This is a genomic window from Acidobacteriota bacterium (assembly GCA_016196065.1).
Classification (GTDB): Bacteria; Acidobacteriota; Terriglobia; order Terriglobales; family Acidobacteriaceae; genus Acidiflorens.
In genome coordinates, this window is the sequence record JACPYL010000025.1 from 150192 (window position 1) to 166995 (window position 16804).

Here is a 16804-nt window from a genome sequence, read left to right on the forward strand (position 1 = left end):
TTAGTTCTGATGCCGATGCATATCCCAGCCCAGGTACCGAGTGGTCGCTTCGTGGACCGCATCTGCAACGATGGAGAAGTTTGCGGCCACATGATGTTCGAAGCCTCGCTCGCAGATACAACGCAGGGGCGATTGCATCCCCTTAACCTCGACGACTCCAGCGCCGCCAAACTTTTCTAGAACCGTCGAGAGGTGTGCCAACTGGGCAAAGGCCAGCATCAGAGCAAGGCTCATCGCACAGGCTCCTGTCCGTAATGCGCGTTCTTGCCGTGCTTGCGCAGGAAATGTTTGTCATGCAGCTCGCGCTGCAGCGGCGGCGCGTCCGCGCGGATCGCAACCGTGTGATACGCCATCTTGGCGACGTACTCCAGGATGACCGCGTTGTGCGCGGCTTCCGCGACATTCGCGCCCCAGCAAAACGGAGCGTGACCGGCAACCAGCACGGCTGGAATCGCCATTGGGTCAGTCTTCTCGAAGACGTGACAGATCGCCGTCCCAGTATTGTCTTCGTAGTCGCCCTCTATTTCTTGCGCCGATAGAGGTTTGGTCACGGGAACGGCGCCGTGAAAATAATCTGCATGGGTAGTGCCGAAACATGGAATCGGGCGTCCCGCCTGAGCCCAGGCTGTGCCGAACTCGGAATGCGTGTGAGCAACTCCGCCCACTGCTGCGAATCGGCGGTAGAGAGCGAGATGCGTGGGCAGATCCGAAGATGGGCGAAGTTTCCCTTCGACGACCTTTCCGTCCAGATCCGCAATTACCATATGCTCTGGAGTCAGTTCCTCGTAGGGAACACCGCTCGGCTTGATTGCGACCAGGCCTTCCTCTCGCGAGATTCCGCTGGCATTGCCGAAGGTATAAAGCACAAGCCCGCGTCGAACGAGTTCGAGGTTCGCCTCCAGTACTTCTTCACGCAGCTTCTTCAACAGCATGGCTCACCAGGGAATTTCAAGTACACACCTTCTGACAGCGCAAACCTTATCCAACGCGCCCGCGGCTTGTCAACGAAATGCCGCCTTGCGGATCAGCGCCGTTCTTGCCCCCACGCGGACGCGGGGACACCGCGAGAGCAGTCGACTGCCGCAAAACCAACCTGGCAGGAAGTTGTGCTCGGTCCCGGGAGCAGCCGCATCCCGCTGCACTTCCTTCAGCAATGCATGAGAGGCCAGGCGAAAATCGCTCACGCCATCGGTCGTAACTACTGCACCGGAGGCGGAGGTCATTGAGGGAACGGGCGTGAGCCTGAGTAGTCAAGCAACTCCGGTGCGCGGTTTACTGGCAATGCTCCCCTGGGGGGAGAAATGTTGCAAGAGCCGCACTGTAGAAGAACTTGCTTGACGTCGGCCCCACCTCTGAACAGATAATGAACCGTTTTAATAAGGCTTCTTGTGCCAGTCGCACTAGACCCTTGCCCCGGCCCGAAAGAAGTGATCAATGGAGATCATCATGCCGAAGCGTTCCACGTCGAAGTCCCGCTGGTTGGTTCTGATTTGCCTCGCGCTCTTGCTGCCGGCTCTGCTTTTAGGCCAAGCCTATTTCGGAACAGTCAGCGGCCAGTTGACTGACGCCACCGGAGCAGTGGTGCAGAACGCAAACGTCGTCCTTACCGATCAACAAAAGGGATTTCTGTTCAAGACGACTTCCGATAGCAGCGGGCGCTATCTGCTCCGTTCCATTCCGCCCGGAGTCTATACGGTCTCGGCGGAAATGAAGGGCTTCGACAAAGCGGTTAGCGCCAGGCTCAAAGTCGACATCAACGAGAACGCGACGGCGAATCTGACCCTGAAAGTGGCGGGAGCCAGCCAGAACGTCCAGGTGGAGGCGCAGGGACAGTCCATCCAGACTGAAGATGCGGAGACCGGCCAAGTCGTCAATCGCAGGTTCATCAATAACCTGCCGTTGATCGACCGCAATGTGATCGCGCTGACCTCACTGGCGCCCGGCGTCACCGAAATGGATGACCAATGCGACGCGACCTGCACCGGCACAAATTTTGTTTCCAACGGAAGCCGCGGATCGACAGCGGACATTCTGTCCGACGGCGCTTCGGTCACAAACTCGGAACCCAACGGTGGCATTACGCAAGCTACCTACCTGCCCTCTCCGGAAGCGATCGAAGAATTCAAGGTGCAGCAGACTAACTTCAGCGCAGAGTATGGATTTTCCGGAGCGTCCGTGGTCAACATGATCACCCGCTCGGGCACGAACAAATTTCATGGCAGCGTGTACGACTTCGTCCGCGACGATAGCCTCGACGCGAACAACTGGTTCGCGAACCGGGCAGGCGATGCCATTCCGCCCCTGCGCCGTAACAATTACGGCTTTACCATCGGCGGGCCGATCATCAAGAACAAGACGTTTTTCTTTTTCGACTATGACCGCTTGCGTTCTTCGGGGCTGGGCACGGCCTCTGGAGCAGTCCCCACCGATCTCATGCGGACGGGCGACTTTGGCGAAGTGTGTGCAGCCCAGGGAGGGGCGTTCGACGACACCGGACTGTGCGATGTGGCAAGCGGCCAGATCTGGGATCCGTACTCGGGAGTTTTCGACTCCGATCAGGGCGGCGCAGTGCGCAGCCTATTCATCCCATTTAACAACGTCGCTAACTACATCAGCCCTGGTAGTCCGAATCTGCCGGCGAATCTTCAGCCACCTCCAGGCGTTCCGGGCAACCTGATTGATCCAATCGCGCAGAAGATGATGAACCTTTTTCCAGAGCCTAATTTTTCGGGAGGAGACATCTACCAGAACTGGTTCGGTTCCGGCTCAAGCCACAGTTACAACGACCAGTTTGATATCAAAGTCGACCATCGCTTCAGCGAAAACAATTTGATGAGCGTGAAGTTTTCGTATCAATACAGTCACGGGCTGGGCCTGGATTGCTTCAAAAACTTCGCCGATCCCTGCCAGGGTGGACCAATGCCCACCTGTTTGCCATCAATGACACGCACACTTTTAGTCCGACCCTGTTATTGAACCTCACTCTTGGATTTACTCGCGGGGTATGGCACATCAACGCCTACAGCCCTCACGGCGTTGCGGACCCGCTCGCCGAACTGAACTTCCCCTCATACCTGGACAGCAACGGATTCAAGGGCGTTCCCGCGATCTTTATCGATCAGTACCCGAGTGCTGGCTACACCAACATCGGCACTGATCCTTATGGGAACTACCGTTTGGGCCAGGACACGGGACAACTTGCCGCCACGCTCGACAAGGTGCATGGTAAGCACGAGATCAAGTTTGGCGTTGACAGCCGAATCCATCAGATCAACTACATCCAAACCAACGCCCCCAACGGCGTCTTCTCCTTCGGTACCGACGGCACGTATGGCTGTCCCACAGGACGCGACGAGTGCGGCGGCGATTCGATGGCCAGCTTCCTGATGGGCCAGCTATCCCAGGGTTGCGGCGGCAACGGCTGTGGCTCGTCCTACGAGATCCAGTTCGCGCCCGCCACCACAAATTACCAGTACGGCTTCTTCGTGCAGGACAACTGGAAGTTCAATCCCAAACTGACTCTGAATCTAGGATTGCGCTATGACGTTACCCTACCTCGCACCGATCGCCATAATCGGCAGAACTGGTTTGATCCGAATGTGGCAAGTCCTTTGAATGGCGGCAGCCTCACTTATGCCGATGCGGTCACCGGTCAACCCGTGACGGTTCCCCTGACCGGCGGCGAATTTTTTGCAAACTCCAAGCAACGTACAAACTACAAAACGGACTGGAGCAACCTCCAGCCACGCATCGGCTTCGCCTACCAGTTTGCTCCGAAGATGGTGGTGCGTGGAGGCTACGGCATTTACTACGGCCAGTCGCGATCGGGCGTGACGGGCGTCGTGCCCTATGGCGCTCAGGGCTTCAACCAGTCCACCAACGCCATCACCACGTATCTGAATGATGGCGCCACTCCCTACTTGCACTTGGGCGATCCCTTCCCCAACGGCTTAATCCAGCCCGCGGGGAACTCGCTGGGATTGATGAACGATGTGGGCTTTGGGGCGAATGGCCCGCTTCGCACCGCTGCAGGGAACAGAACTCCCTACGAGCAGAGCTGGAGCTTCGGGATCGAGCGCCAACTGCCCGGTAACATCGTGATCAATGCGGAGTACATCGGAAAGAAGGGGACACACTTACCTTTCAGCGGCGCGAACCAGCCCAACCACCTCGGGCCGTGGGTTGAGAGCTTGCCCATCACGGGCCCGGACCCTGACCAGCCGTGCCTGACTCTCACTATCTCCTGCCTGAATAGCTTCGTAGACAACCCGTTCGCAGGAATCATCACCGACCCCAACAGTTCTCTGTCTGGTCCGCAGGTTCAATATTCTCAGTTGCTGTCTCCCTATCCACACTTCACCAGTGTTGCTACGGAACCGCAGCTGATTGCCAATTCCATCTATCACGGGCTGCAGTTGCTCGCGGAGAAGAAGTACTCTAACGGCTTGCAGTTGCTCGTGAGCTACACGTGGTCGAAGTCGATCGACGACTCCTCCAACGCAGACGATAATGTGACTTGGCTGGGGAGCTTTACAAGTCTGCAGAACCCCAACAAGCCATGGCTGGAGCGGAGTCTCTCCACGTTCGACATTCCCCATGTGGTGCAGTTCAGCTATACCTACGACCTGCCCTTTGGACGCGGACGCGCCATGCTGGGCAATATGCCTCGAGTTCTCGAGATGATTATCGGTGGCTGGAAAACAAATGGCATCTGGCGGATCGCCGATGGACGTCCGTTAGCCTTCTCCGTTGCTGACGGTCAATCTCTTCCGACTTATGGAGGACAGCGGCCCAACATTGTGGGCACGCCCAAGCGCAATCACGGCTCCGATTGGGTAGACAACTACTTTGCGGATCCCAGCGTGTTCCAGCGCCCCGACGACTTCACGATAGGCAACGCTCCACGAGCGATGGGAAGCATCCGCAGTCCCTGGTCGTTCACCAGCGATTTGTCCTTAGGGAAGCAAATCACGATTCGCGAAGAGATGAACCTCGAATTTCGTATCGAGGCCAAGAATGCGTTCAATCATCCCGTGTTTGGCGCGCCAGTCACCGCGGTGGACGATGACAACTTCGGAAAGGTTACCTATACATCAGTCGGGCCGAGAGAGATGCAGTTGGCGGTGAAGTTTAACTTCTAGCTTGATAGAACGTCAGGTTGCACGTAGCAGTCTGCTGCAAGCCGTCCGGCTATCCTCTGCTGGCGGCTTGGATTTTGCGCGGAAAATGGCCTAACGACGGATGTCTGACTAGTGTCGATTTGGAGCTATGTCTTCTGAAGGCGTTCCAAGTCTGGACCCTCCATGCGACCGGAGGCGTTCTGCTTCCGCAAGTTCCCGCGCAGCATTCGTCGTCTGTCCTAGTTCCGTGTAAGCATTCGCAAGGAAGCCATGCGCGTCGATGGAATCTGGACGAAGCCTGGTCGCTTTCTTCAGGTACGGTAATGCCTCCGCCGGCTTGGGCTCTCGAAGCAGCAAGCGCCCCAGAAGAAAGTTCGCGCCGAAATTGTTCGGGTCGAGCCGAACCGCATTCCGAAACTCTCCCGCTGCTTCAGGAACGCGCGCGACGCGCTGATACACCAGTGCCAAATAGAAGTGCATCATGGAAGAACTAGTCATTTGCGAAACAGCGGCTTCGAAGTGCGGCAATGCGTCGTCCCAATGACCGGTTTTCACCAGGGCGCACCCTAATTCGTAGCGAGCAAACGCATCCTCGGGTTTCTTTTCTACCAGACTCTGCAGTGGCGCCACCGCCTTCTGATACTCCTTCATTGCCATGTACGCCCTGCCCAGTTGCAGCAAGGCGATCGGAGTATTTGGCTCCTCTTTGAGAACTTGTTCCAGGATTGGAGCCGCCTCCTGAAACTGTTCTTGTTCGGTCTCCACGAGAGCGTCATAGAGAAGGTTGGCGATCGCGATCTTTTGTTTCGGGTCCACGCCACCTTCCTGGTCCCCGCCGTCCGCACTCGCAGAAGAAGAGCTGAGATAGCCGAGTGCGTGCAAGCTTTCGGATTGCTCGAGATTCAGCGGCTTCCTTTCTTGTGCGCCCCCTTTTGTTTTGCGGTAGAACTCCGCCATTTGGGCCACAGCTGTGTCGGCAATCGCTTTCGAATCAGCGGCGAGGTTGTGCGCCGAAAGCGGGTCCGCTACCTGGTCGTATAACTCGCGCTCCGGAGCCCCCACATACAAATGCTTCGCGGTCCGCCAAGCCTGCAATTTGCTCCAGCCAAATGACAGATGACCATAACCGCTTTCCGAATAGACGGGTCGCGGCGCATTCGGGCCGTCGCCGCGCTCGACGACCGTTGTGTCGGCGGACGTCATCAAGCTCATCAGCGACTCGCCTTGCATGCCCGAGGGGACAGGCAGTCGTGCCGCTTGCAGGATCGTGGGTGCAACATCGACCAAGCCCACTCGCGTGGCGACGTTCTGCGCGGCCCGCTGTCCAGGTACTTTGATCAGCAAGGGCACGTGGATGGTTTCATCGTAAAGAAAAATGCCGTGATGATTCTCTCCATGCTCTCCGAATGCCTCTCCATGATCGGCCATGACCGCAACCACCGCCGTATCGAGCAGGCCGCGCGTTCGCAACCCGGCTAGTAGTTTGGCGAGAACTGCGTCTGTATAGGCGATCTCTCCGTCGTAAGGCTCCGCTTGATAACGCGTCTTGAAGGGTTCCGGGGGACTATAGGGATCATGGGGATCGTAGAGATGTACCCAGAGAAAGAACGGTCCCGGAGGCCGCTTGCCAAGCCAACCGAGAGCATGGCCGACTACATCTTCACCGCGCCGTTCCAGGCTGTGATATCGATCCTCGTTTGCCCTCCGCCGATGAAACCCTGCGTCATACACATCGAAGCCTCGTTCGAAACCCATTGCGAGCCTCTTCGGTTCCAGCACCAGCGCGCCAACAAATGCCGCGGTCCGGTATCCGCTCTTGTGGAGAATGTCCGGCAAGAACGGCAGCGTCTGGCCGAGAGGATCACCCATGTAATTCACTTGATTGAACTGCGGATACGTCCCCGTAAGGATGACCGCGTGTGACGGCGTGGTCAGGGGGACCTGAGCATAAGCGCGGGAAAAAACAGATGATTTGCTTGCGAGCGCGTCCAGATTGGGCGTGAGACCGCGCTGCGAACCGAGGAACCCCATACGATCGGCCCGAGTCGTATCGAGTGTAATGAGAATGATATTTGGGCGCGGTGAAACGGCAGGCTTGCCGCTAGGAGAACCGAAAACGTAAGCTGCCAGCAACACGATCGGCAAAAAAAATAAAAACAACCGGCGCGAACCGGCCCAAACCCCCACCTTCGGAACCATGTGGGCAGTTCCATCTTGTACAGCCTGACGCATCGTCTTTCTCGCTCCCACGTAAAGATTGGCCAGTCTACACCGGACCTATACCAACGTATAGGTATCGCTATCAAGCCTTGACTCCAGCGGAGTTGTGAAATATGCTTCGCGGAAATTGTGGAGAAGCTAGATCCCCTGCCCCACCGTACTAGCTTCGCGGTTCAGGATTGCGACGATTCGAAAAAGATGAGGGGGCTTCCCATGACGCTCAGATCATTCAGCTGTGCAATGAGCATTACGCTGTGCCTGGCGTGTCTTGCAACACCTGTCCTTGCACAAACCACCTTTGGAACGCTTCTAGGAACAGTCACCGACCCTTCTGGCGCCGTGATGCCGAACGTGTCCGTCACGGTCACGAACCAGGGCGAAAATATCTCACGCGAAGTGCATAGCGATGCGCAGGGCAATTATCAGGCCGAGAACATGAAAGCGGGACTGTATACCGTAACGGCGAAAGTAACCGGCTTTCGCGAAGTGTCCGTGACTGAGATTCGGTTGTTGGCGCGGCAGACCGTGCGTGCCGACTTGAAACTCGTGATGGGGAGCACCGCCGAAAAAGTCTCAGTGGAAGCCAATGCGGAATTAATCAACACCGAGTCAGCTACGATCTCGGCAAGTTTTGGTAGCAACGAAGTTCTTTCCTTGCCGGCGAACTACCGCGGAGCGGGGAGCACCAGTCCATATGCGTTGCTGATGTACTTGCCGGGCGTCCAGGCGGATTCAGGGGGCAAAATCGGGGTACAAGGCGCCAAGCCCTTTCAGGTCGAATATTCGGTGGATGGAATTTCTACCGCGAACATCCGGTTTGCCGGCGCGCAGACTGAAATGTTCCCTTCCGCAGAAAATATCGCCGAAATGAAAGTTCAGGGGGTTGAGAATAGCGCCGAATATGGCCAGGTGGGCGACGTCACCACGACCACCAAGAGTGGTACCAACGCGTTCCATGGCGCGGCGTTTGAGTACCTGCAGAATGCCGCGCTCGACGCCATTCCATTCGGAAACCAGACTGTGGGCAAGGCGGCCAAGAGCGCCAACACCTTTGGCGGTTCCCTGGGTGGGCCGATCTTCAGGAACAAAACCTTCTTCACCGTGACCTACGAGGGAATGCGGTATCGCACTGGGGGAACGATTCACGAGACGGTGCCCACCCAGGCGATGCGGGACGGCAACTTCAACAACCTTTTTTACGATCAGGATCGCCAGCAACCGGTGACAGTGTTTGATCTCGATGGAAATCCTTACGACAACAATACGATCCCCACCGATCAGATCAATCGCGTTGCTCCCTTGATATTGAAATATTATCCCTTGCCGAATGCCGGGGACGTTAACGACTTTCACTTCGATAATCACATTGTGAATGTTCCGAACCCGATCCTCTCCGATCAGTTCGACGTTCGAATCGATCACACCATCAATTCCAAGCAGAATGTATTTGGACGCTGGTCGTACAAGACGAGCAACAGTACCTCTCCCAGCGGATTGGGCCTCCCTTCGCAAATCAACTACGACACGCAACATCAGGTTGTTCTGGCTCATAACTATGCGATCACACCGACCCTGGTGAATGAATTGCGCGGCGGACTCAGCCGCGGTAACAACTACGGGACCTTCTCTTTGGATGGCCCGGCCTTCATGCAAGACTTGGCACTCAACGGACTGGGACCGTTTCCCCCGGGCGGCTTCCCCCAAATGGTGCCTGGCTTTGGTGGCTATTTCGACGATGTTTCACGCATTAACCATTCGCGTCCTTCCTACCAGATCAACAGGAATTTTCAGATTAATGAGAACCTGACCTGGACCAAAGGCAAGCACACGATGAAGTTTGGTTTCGATTGGCGCAAGCTTCGCTTGACGGATGGTTGGTATTCCAGCACCGGGGACGACTACGGAGATTTTTGGTTCAACGGCCAGTACACAGGCTACGATTTTGCCGACTTCATGTTGGGAGTTCCCTACTACAGTTACGTCACCCACACCGCTCCCAATATCGACGGCAGGACCACGCACTACTATGCGTACGCGGAGGATACATTCAAGGTTACTCCCAAGCTGACTCTGGACGTGGGAATACGGTTTACGAGGCTGCCACCTTTTGACGATCCCATCAATCACACCAACTTTGATCCCAGCGTACCCGGCACGGGGCGGGTCATCATCTCGTCCGACCCAAGATCTCTGGCGGCAACGCAACCGCTGTTTGCGCAGAATATCAATGCCTGCAACTCACCCAACCAGGTCAACCCAAATCCCGATCCAAATAGCCCCTGTACTCCCTTCCTGACTGCCAAGCAGGCCGGCTGGCCGGAAGGATTGCGTAAGACCTATTCTCATTTCAGTCCGCGATTTGGTTTTGCCTATCGGCCGCTTGCAGACAACTCAACCGTCGTCCGCGGCGGTGTGGGAGTCTATTCCGTAACGACTTTAGGGTCAGTATTTTATTCCATCGCCGGCGTTCACGATGGTTTTCAGGCCAATTTTGCCAATGAGTTCCCTGGCGACTCGGGATTCTTCCAGTTCCCCAACGTTCAGAACGGCGACCCACTCGGGCTGGCGCTTGGCACACAGAAATTTGAAACCTCGAACCAGTTCGATAAGAAAGACCCATACGTAATTCAGTGGAACCTTACGGCCGAACGAACTTTGCACGGCAACACTGCCCTGCGTCTCTCGTACATTGGCAGTCGGGGACTTCAACTCACGTGGGCCCCGAATCTCAATCAACCACTGCCGTCTACGACCCCTTACTTCTCCAGACCAGACTCGGACCGGCCATTTCCGAATTGGAGTTTCATCTATTCGCGGGCCAGCGGCGCAACCAGTTCCTACCATTCCATGCAGACCGAATTGATCCACAAGTATTCCAACGGTCTCACCTTTCAATCCACATGGACCTGGGCACATAACCTGGCGGACGACGAATCGTTCCCTGGGTCGTTTTTCGGCGGAGAGGCCGGAGACGGAGCCTCGCTGAACCGATTTAACCGGCACGGAGACTGGGGCAACGCCAGCGGCACGCGGCGACATCGTTGGATGACCACCATGCTTTATGAACTGCCCATCGGTAGGGGCAAGCGCTTTATGGGAGGCGCCAACAGCGTGGTGAATGGGTTCCTTGGAGGCTGGAGGCTAAGTACCATTTTCCTTGCTCAAACCGGACCGTTCCTGACGGCATGGGTGCAAGGCGACTCCTCGGGGACAGGCACGCAAGCCAGTCGAACTGCTGGGCAGCGTCCGGATTCTTTCGGCAATCCCAACATTTCGAACCCGAAACCCGACCATTATTGGAATGCTGATGTGTTCGCCTGCCCCGGGGACCCCAAAGGCCAATTCTCCGGCTGCAATTTTGAAGATCCGAAGGGAATATTTGGCAACAGCGCTACCGGAAATCTCATCGGCCCCGGCACGATTAACCTGTCGCTTGGGCTCGCCAAAGATTTCCGGATATCCGAGCGTGTGAACTGCAAGTTCGAAAGCAGCTTCACCAACCTTCCCAACCATCCCAACCTGGCCGATCCGGACACAAATGTCGGCGGCGCTTTCGGTGTCGTCACCAGCGCGCGTGGCAGTGACAGTGGTGGAAACCGCGTTGGGCAGTTCGCTTTGCGAATTGAGTTCTAACATCAACGCAGAGAAATCATGCGGGGAAAACCGGAGGTTTTCCCCCGTCTTCTTGGATTCTGCGAACCAAGAAACAACCTTTTTGAATAGTGCTACCACCGAGGGTTAAGTGGTGAGCGCGGAAGGAATCGAACCTTCAACCTACTGATTAAGAGTACTTGTGGAACGAAGAATCAACACATTAGCGCAGCTTAGATGAGTTCGCATTGGCGAGTGAAAATGCCGGTGTTAGCGCTTCGGGCCAACGTGAAGACCAACGCATACAACCGGCCACTGGGCACAAAATTGGGCACAGAAGCAAGCGCACGGTTTTCGAGTTGTTCCGGCGAAATTTGCCCACTACCTCTAGATTTAGAGGTGACTCCCCTGACGGGAAAGTCGCGCCGGTGGCAAGATGGTTTCAGGAGACCGTCCCCTTCCCCTTGCAGGGCGCAACTCGCACGCCTCGGCACTTAAACATATCTACTGCACAGTTAGGGTCGTTGAGCTCGCAGCGCCACCGATGTTGGCGGTAACGGTCGCAGTGCCTCGACCGACCGGATAAGCGAGGCCACCGAGACGGACGACCACAACGGAAGGGTCGGATGTGGTCCAGTACACATACGGCGTCACAAATACCGAGGTGTTGTCGCTGAAGGTGGCCGAAACGGCGAGTTGTTGCGTGAGTCCCAGGTTGGTTGCGCCATTCGCCGGCGTCACGGTAAGGAAGACCGGAGTAGCGTCGGTGACGAACACTTCAGAAGTGCCGCTGATTGCATCGGCAGTCGCAATTATCGTGACGCGTCCGCTGACAAGCCCGGTCGCAACTCCCGTTGCGGTGATACCAGTAATGTATCCGGGGATACCAGGATCGTTGCTGATTGTCGCGGTCGATGAATCCGAAGTAGTCCAACGGACCGAGCTGGTCAGGTCTACCCGACTGCCATCAGTGAATGTGCCGATGGCAATCAGGCTATAGGGAAAGGATTTGGGGAAAGAGATTGGAGGAGGTGTCCCGATGGGATCGAGTGGCGGGCAATTGTTCAAAGGGTCGACGGTATCGGCTGGGCAAATGTCGATACGGGACAACGTGCCGGGATTAACGAGCAAAGAACTCGATCCACTTTGAGAGCCGAGACTCGCTGTGATGTTGGTTTGTCCACGCCCGCTGGCGCCGGCGAAGCCAAATGGAGTTACTGTGGCGATGGATGGTTCGGTCGCATTCCAATCGGCGGTCAGCGTAAGGTCTTGCTGAGTACCGTCGCTAAACACACCCGACGCGATCAATTGATGGCCGCCGTTCAATGTGACACTCACATTTCCTGGAGAGAGACTGATGCCAGTCAAAGTCGCCGTGCTGACATTCAAGACGGCCGCCGAACTGGACACAGTCCCGTGGGCATCGGAAAAGCTGGCGGAAATGTTGGCTGTGCCCGTCGTTATACTTCGAGCCAGTTCCTGTAATCCGCCGGCATACGACACGGTTGCCACGCCGGTGTTGTCACTGGACCAGGCCGCCACGCTGCTGATGTCCTGCTGAAACGGTCCGGCGTTGTCGGCGAAGGTTGCGAGCGCAATGACATTCTGCGTGGTGCCGGGTGCGATCGTTGCCAGGTTCGGCGCGACCACCAGCGACTGTATGGTCGCATCGGAAACACTCAGAGTGCTGCTGCCGTTCTGACTGCCGAGTTTTGCGGAGATCGACGCCGATCCAGCGCGCACTGCGCTCAATCGTCCGTTGCCGGGCACAATGGTGGCGACGGACGGGTCGGATGACGTCCAGGTGACGCCGGGTGTAGTGGTGGCCTCGAGCGAGCTGCCGTTCTTGAACACTGCAAATGCGCGCATCTGCAAACCTGTGTTGCTGGCAATCTTCGTTGTTGGAACCACGTTCACTTTCAGGATGGAACTGGCGTCCACACTGGCGGGGACGGTGGCACTGACTCCATTCATACCGGCGCTGACGTTCGTGCTGCCGAGGCCGAGCCCAGTGACGAGTCCTTCCGAATTGGTACGGGCTATCGTGGGCTCCGACGAGTTCCATGTCGCCGTTGCCGAGATGTCTTGCTTCGTGCCGTCGTCAAAACTTCCTGTCGCAACAAACTGCTGCGACGCTGCCAAGGGCACAGTCGAGGTGGAGGGTGTGATTGCCAAAGAGACCAGGTTGGCATTCGTCACAGTAAGCGACGCAGGAGCACTCGCAAGCGACCCTAATGCCGCTGTGATGTTGGTTACGCCGGGAGCCACGCCCGTTGCCCGGCCGCGCGTTCCAAGGGAGGAGCTAATTGTGGCAGCGGGTTGAGACGAATTCCACGCGACAAGGGCTGTGACGTCCGCCTGAGTGCCGTCGTTGTAATTGCCGGTTGCGGCAAACTGCTGCGTCGTATCTTTGGCAATCTGAGCCACCGTGGGACTCACCGTGATCGAGGTGAGCTGAGGCACGACGGTGAGAATCGTGGTTGCCTGAAGAGTCTTCTGCGTCGGCGCCACGAAAATTTGCGCGGTGACGATGACGCGCCCAGACCCGGTTGCGGTGGCGGTGCCGTGCGGGTCGACGGTGGCGACTTTTGCGTCGGCACTGATCCACGTCACCTGATCGCTGATGTCCTGGGGGTTGCCGACGTTGTAAGTGCCAGTGACGGCGAATTTCAGCATAGCGGGCTGTTGGGGAGCGACGGCCAATGTGATCGTAGGATTCAAGGGTGCCAGAGTGATGGACGTCAGATATACGGAGTTCCCGCGATCGCCTCCGACCAGGCCGTTCTTACCTCCGCAGCCGCAGAGGATCGCTGCGACAAAGATGAGTGCGAATAGAAGCGAGTGTCTTGTCATGAAGGCCCCTTAGAAAGATTTTTCATTTCGCCAGCTGCTCCACTTTGCGACCTCTGGACGGAATATCGTGGGCTTTGCGTGCATCGGTATCCGTGGAACCAGCTTTTAGTTGGAACTTGATCCATTCAAAAGCATGCTCGCTGGAAGCGAAGTCGTCGGACTGCCTGCCTTCTGCCGGCCGTTGATTCACAGCTTTTGCAGGCAAGGCCGCGGCCAAATGGTGTCTCGCTTCTTCCGGCACAGTAGGACCCGTGCCTTGCATCAAGCGCACATGCTGAGTCTTGAGCTTGGGCAGCAGGGCAAGAGGATCGAATCCGGCAACTCGCTTGAGGAATTCCGCCTGCAGGAAGAGTGGCCGCTCTTCATCTGGCACGACTTGTGACTTGGCGAGCCAGGTTGGCCAGTCGCCCCAGGGATCGATCAGGTCGGAGGCTTTGATGCGGGCGTCGGCGGAAGCCGCCATCACCGAGATCGTTGCGCCTGCGCCAACGCCGAACATTCCGACGCGGCTGGTGTCAATGTCGCCGCGCTCACCGAGATAGTTCAGGACCATCTGGACATCATGGGATGACTTCGCAAGAGCTTCCTGAAGTTCGCTGACAAACCACTCCTTCATGGGACGGCCATGGTAGCGGTGCCCATTGAGCGCAGGGACAAACCCAACGGCGGCGTAACCGCCAGAGGTCGCGCGGCGGCACCAATCGTCGTCCTGAAAAATGTCAGTCTCAGAAGGATAGTCGTACAGATAAATCACGACGGGCGGTTTCTGGATTCTTGCAGGGCGAACAACATAGAGATAAATCGGATCGTCGGGACGCCAGCTCACGGTAACCCATTCGCTGGTATAGGCCGGTTCTTCATCTCGTTCCACCAGTTCGGGAGATCCTGCAATCAGATGGCTGGTGGCGAGCGAAGCGCTCGAAAAATTTTCTGCGGGATATGCAGCGGCGGACTGCCCATGGGCCATGGATGCCGTCGCCAGCGCAATCGCGGGTATCAACGAGAATCTCACGCGAGACAACAAAGCCGTAAACAGAAAACTTTTCTCCATCGTGAAAAAACGAAATCCGTGCTATCCGGTTGAGCGAAAACAAGGCAGGCTGGCCAAACGGTCAGCCTGCCCTCGATGTTGACAACAGCTACAGCAATTTAGTCGTGTCCGGGCGTCAAGTCGCAAGCACCGCCGGGCCAGGGGATGTTCTTGGTGCCGGCTTTGGCGCCATTGAGACGGATCTGCGTCTGAGTAGCGTGGGATCCGCCGATCTTGAACGGGCAACCTCCTACGTCGCCGCCATTCTCGGGGGTGTTCGTAACCGTGCCCTGTGAGACCCCGGCAAGCGTGAAGTGGGACCTCAGGTAGCGCATGCCAGGATCGCCGTCCGGAGTAGCCGAGAAGGGAACGAAGTCAGGCACGGTCGCGTTGATTTCGTTCTGCGTCGCTGTGACCACGGCCTGAGCATTGGTGAGGTTGGGGCCGGATGCGTCCGTTACCAGACGCAGGAAGGACCAGGCGCGGTAACTACCGTCGCGCAGGTGCGGGAAGGATGTACCCGGGACGACCGGGCAGGGAGCCGTGCAAAGCGGCAGTACGCCGTTGGTGTAAGCGGCACTGATTCCATCTACACCGTCCAGGGTCACGTAGCGTCCGACGCCAGCGCCGCCAGCGATCGGAGCGACGTTGCCGAACGAAAAGAAGGTATAGCCAACGCTATCGGGCAGGTTCTTGATACCGCCTGTGCCATTGTTACCGCTAATGATTTGTCCAGTGCCAATACCGCGGAGGCGAACTCCACCGTTGGCGCTGGCGAGATTCAGCGGGTTCGGACAACCTAGGCCCGGGCAAGCGCCTGCGGCCAGATTGATCCCTTTTTCCTGGGAGTTTTTAACGGGCGAAAATTTCGGAGCAAGATTAACGCGGAAGACGTTGAACTCGGTTGTATTCATGGTACCGGACAGAGGTTCTCTCAGAAGTACATTCAACGGATTGTTCCCTGTCCCACCTATGTCGCTAGCCAATCCGAGCGTTCCGTTGAACACTTTTCCGGCCGTGTCAAACGAGAGATTAGTGAATCCGCCGCCACTGAGACCCGCGCCGGTGTTGTTGTAGACGAAGATGATGGGAGCCGCTCCGAGTGGAATGGTCGTGGAATTGGGAACCTTTAACAGGGTGAAAGGGTCCTTCTTCTTCGAAAGCGAAAACTGAATCGGAGTAGCCGCGCCGCCCCAAGTACCCTTGATTTGGCAGCCGATCAGGGCAGTAGCACTCGGGCAATTGGCACTCGCTATGCCATAGCCGAGGCCATTCAGGTTCGTAGCGTTATAAGCTGCCAGAATTCGGTTTGTGCCGTACTTCGCATCTTCGGGTCGGATGTCGGTCAAGCCAGCCGTAAAAGCGACTTGAACCGCTGCGAGAATGGCGGAGGGTAGCGAGGGTTCGTCAGCCTGGGTGAGGCCCGTCTGCTTGTTGAACAACAGGGAGGAGGCAATTCTGTTTTGACCCGCTGTGGTCAGAACGCCAGAATCAAGCTGCAAGGTGCAGCGTGGAGTGGCGAAGAAACAGCGGTTGCCCACGATCGAGTCAACCGTGAGGTAGCCCCAGACTTGGACTGGTGACGTGTTGTTGTCCCAGACCAGCCACAGGTTGCCGCCCTCTACCGGAATGTTCACGTTCCGGCTATCCACCGCTTGTGCGAAGTTGTTATTGTTGGCGCCGTTCTTGCCACCAATGGAGTAGTGGCGGCAGTCGCTACCAGTGCGGGCCGAGCACACATCGTTGAAAACGCCGACACCGGTCCCGGTAAACATTGCCGAGGAGCCCACACCCATGAACTTCACTTGGGCGTTGGCTACCGAGGCCAGTCCGACGACTGCGGTTAGCACCGCGGCCGCGAGAATCGCTTTTGTTCCTCTCATCTGATTGTTCTCCTTAGTTAAGAGCTGATCACTGAATCTTGTACGGATAGTTGCTGACTGGAACTCAGACGCCACATTGCGTCCGATCGGATTTGCCGTCGCCACCT

The 16804-nt window shown here is 56.9% G+C and carries 10 protein-coding genes; 3 read left to right on the plus strand and 7 right to left on the minus strand.

The window, feature by feature from the left end; genetic code table 11:
• From HY010_18450 to HY010_18460, 3 genes are all read right to left on the minus strand, one after another.
• A complete protein-coding gene (locus HY010_18450; GenBank protein MBI3477719.1) occupies nt 1-234 on the minus strand; it encodes a hypothetical protein in 234 nt (77 codons plus the stop codon).
• Nucleotides 231-926 (minus strand): L-ribulose-5-phosphate 4-epimerase, encoded by a 696-nt coding sequence (locus tag HY010_18455; GenBank protein MBI3477720.1) that lies wholly within the window; start codon nt 924-926, stop codon nt 231-233. The genes HY010_18450 and HY010_18455 overlap by 4 nt, the downstream gene beginning before the upstream one ends.
• 75 nt (nt 927-1001) lie before the next feature.
• Nucleotides 1002-1223 carry a hypothetical protein gene (locus tag HY010_18460; GenBank protein MBI3477721.1) on the minus strand — a complete coding sequence of 74 codons (222 nt, stop codon included), beginning with the start codon at nt 1221-1223 and terminating at the stop codon, nt 1002-1004.
• 223 nt (nt 1224-1446) lie between these two features.
• Between HY010_18460 and HY010_18465 the strand changes: the two genes are divergently transcribed.
• On the plus strand, nt 1447-2976 hold the full coding sequence (locus HY010_18465; GenBank protein MBI3477722.1) for a carboxypeptidase regulatory-like domain-containing protein: 1530 nt from the start codon (nt 1447-1449) through the stop codon (nt 2974-2976).
• Nucleotides 2880-5141: a TonB-dependent receptor gene (locus HY010_18470; GenBank protein ID MBI3477723.1), complete on the plus strand. Its 2262-nt coding sequence runs from the start codon at nt 2880-2882 to the stop codon at nt 5139-5141. The genes HY010_18465 and HY010_18470 overlap by 97 nt, the downstream gene beginning before the upstream one ends.
• A gap of 108 nt (nt 5142-5249) precedes the next feature.
• Here HY010_18470 and HY010_18475 read toward each other — a convergent pair whose 3' ends face one another.
• Nucleotides 5250-7352 (minus strand): sulfatase-like hydrolase/transferase, encoded by a 2103-nt coding sequence (locus HY010_18475; protein ID MBI3477724.1) that lies wholly within the window; start codon nt 7350-7352, stop codon nt 5250-5252.
• Nucleotides 7353-7553: 201 nt separating this feature from the next.
• Between HY010_18475 and HY010_18480 the strand changes: the two genes are divergently transcribed.
• Nucleotides 7554-10973: a TonB-dependent receptor gene (locus HY010_18480; GenBank protein MBI3477725.1), complete on the plus strand. Its 3420-nt coding sequence runs from the start codon at nt 7554-7556 to the stop codon at nt 10971-10973.
• A gap of 462 nt (nt 10974-11435) precedes the next feature.
• Here the strand turns inward: HY010_18480 and HY010_18485 are convergent, their stop codons facing one another.
• The 3 genes from HY010_18485 to HY010_18495 all read right to left on the minus strand — a co-directional run bounded on the left by HY010_18485 (nt 11436) and on the right by HY010_18495 (nt 16697).
• Nucleotides 11436-13784 (minus strand): Ig-like domain-containing protein, encoded by a 2349-nt coding sequence (locus HY010_18485; GenBank protein MBI3477726.1) that lies wholly within the window; start codon nt 13782-13784, stop codon nt 11436-11438.
• Between the two features lie 22 nt (nt 13785-13806).
• Entirely contained in the window at nt 13807-14835 is a 1029-nt protein-coding gene (locus tag HY010_18490) for an alpha/beta hydrolase (GenBank protein MBI3477727.1), read from the minus strand.
• Nucleotides 14836-14933: 98 nt separating this feature from the next.
• A complete protein-coding gene (locus tag HY010_18495) occupies nt 14934-16697 on the minus strand; it encodes a hypothetical protein (GenBank protein MBI3477728.1) in 1764 nt (587 codons plus the stop codon).
• Nucleotides 16698-16804 lie beyond the last annotated feature (107 nt).

Bases quoted from the DNA above. Each gene is read 5' to 3' on its own strand.
- HY010_18450 (MBI3477719.1), bottom strand. From the start codon at position 234: ATGAGCCTTGCTCTGATGCTGGCCTTTGCCCAGTTGGCACACCTCTCG.
- HY010_18460 (MBI3477721.1), bottom strand. From the start codon at position 1,223: ATGACCTCCGCCTCCGGTGCAGTAGTTACGACCGATGGCGTGAGCGAT.
- HY010_18465 (MBI3477722.1), top strand. From the start codon at position 1,447: ATGCCGAAGCGTTCCACGTCGAAGTCCCGCTGGTTGGTTCTGATTTGC.
- HY010_18475 (MBI3477724.1), bottom strand. From the start codon at position 7,352: ATGCGTCAGGCTGTACAAGATGGAACTGCCCACATGGTTCCGAAGGTG.
- HY010_18480 (MBI3477725.1), top strand. From the start codon at position 7,554: ATGACGCTCAGATCATTCAGCTGTGCAATGAGCATTACGCTGTGCCTG.
- HY010_18485 (MBI3477726.1), bottom strand. From the start codon at position 13,784: ATGACAAGACACTCGCTTCTATTCGCACTCATCTTTGTCGCAGCGATC.
- HY010_18490 (MBI3477727.1), bottom strand. From the start codon at position 14,835: ATGGAGAAAAGTTTTCTGTTTACGGCTTTGTTGTCTCGCGTGAGATTC.
- HY010_18495 (MBI3477728.1), bottom strand. From the start codon at position 16,697: ATGAGAGGAACAAAAGCGATTCTCGCGGCCGCGGTGCTAACCGCAGTC.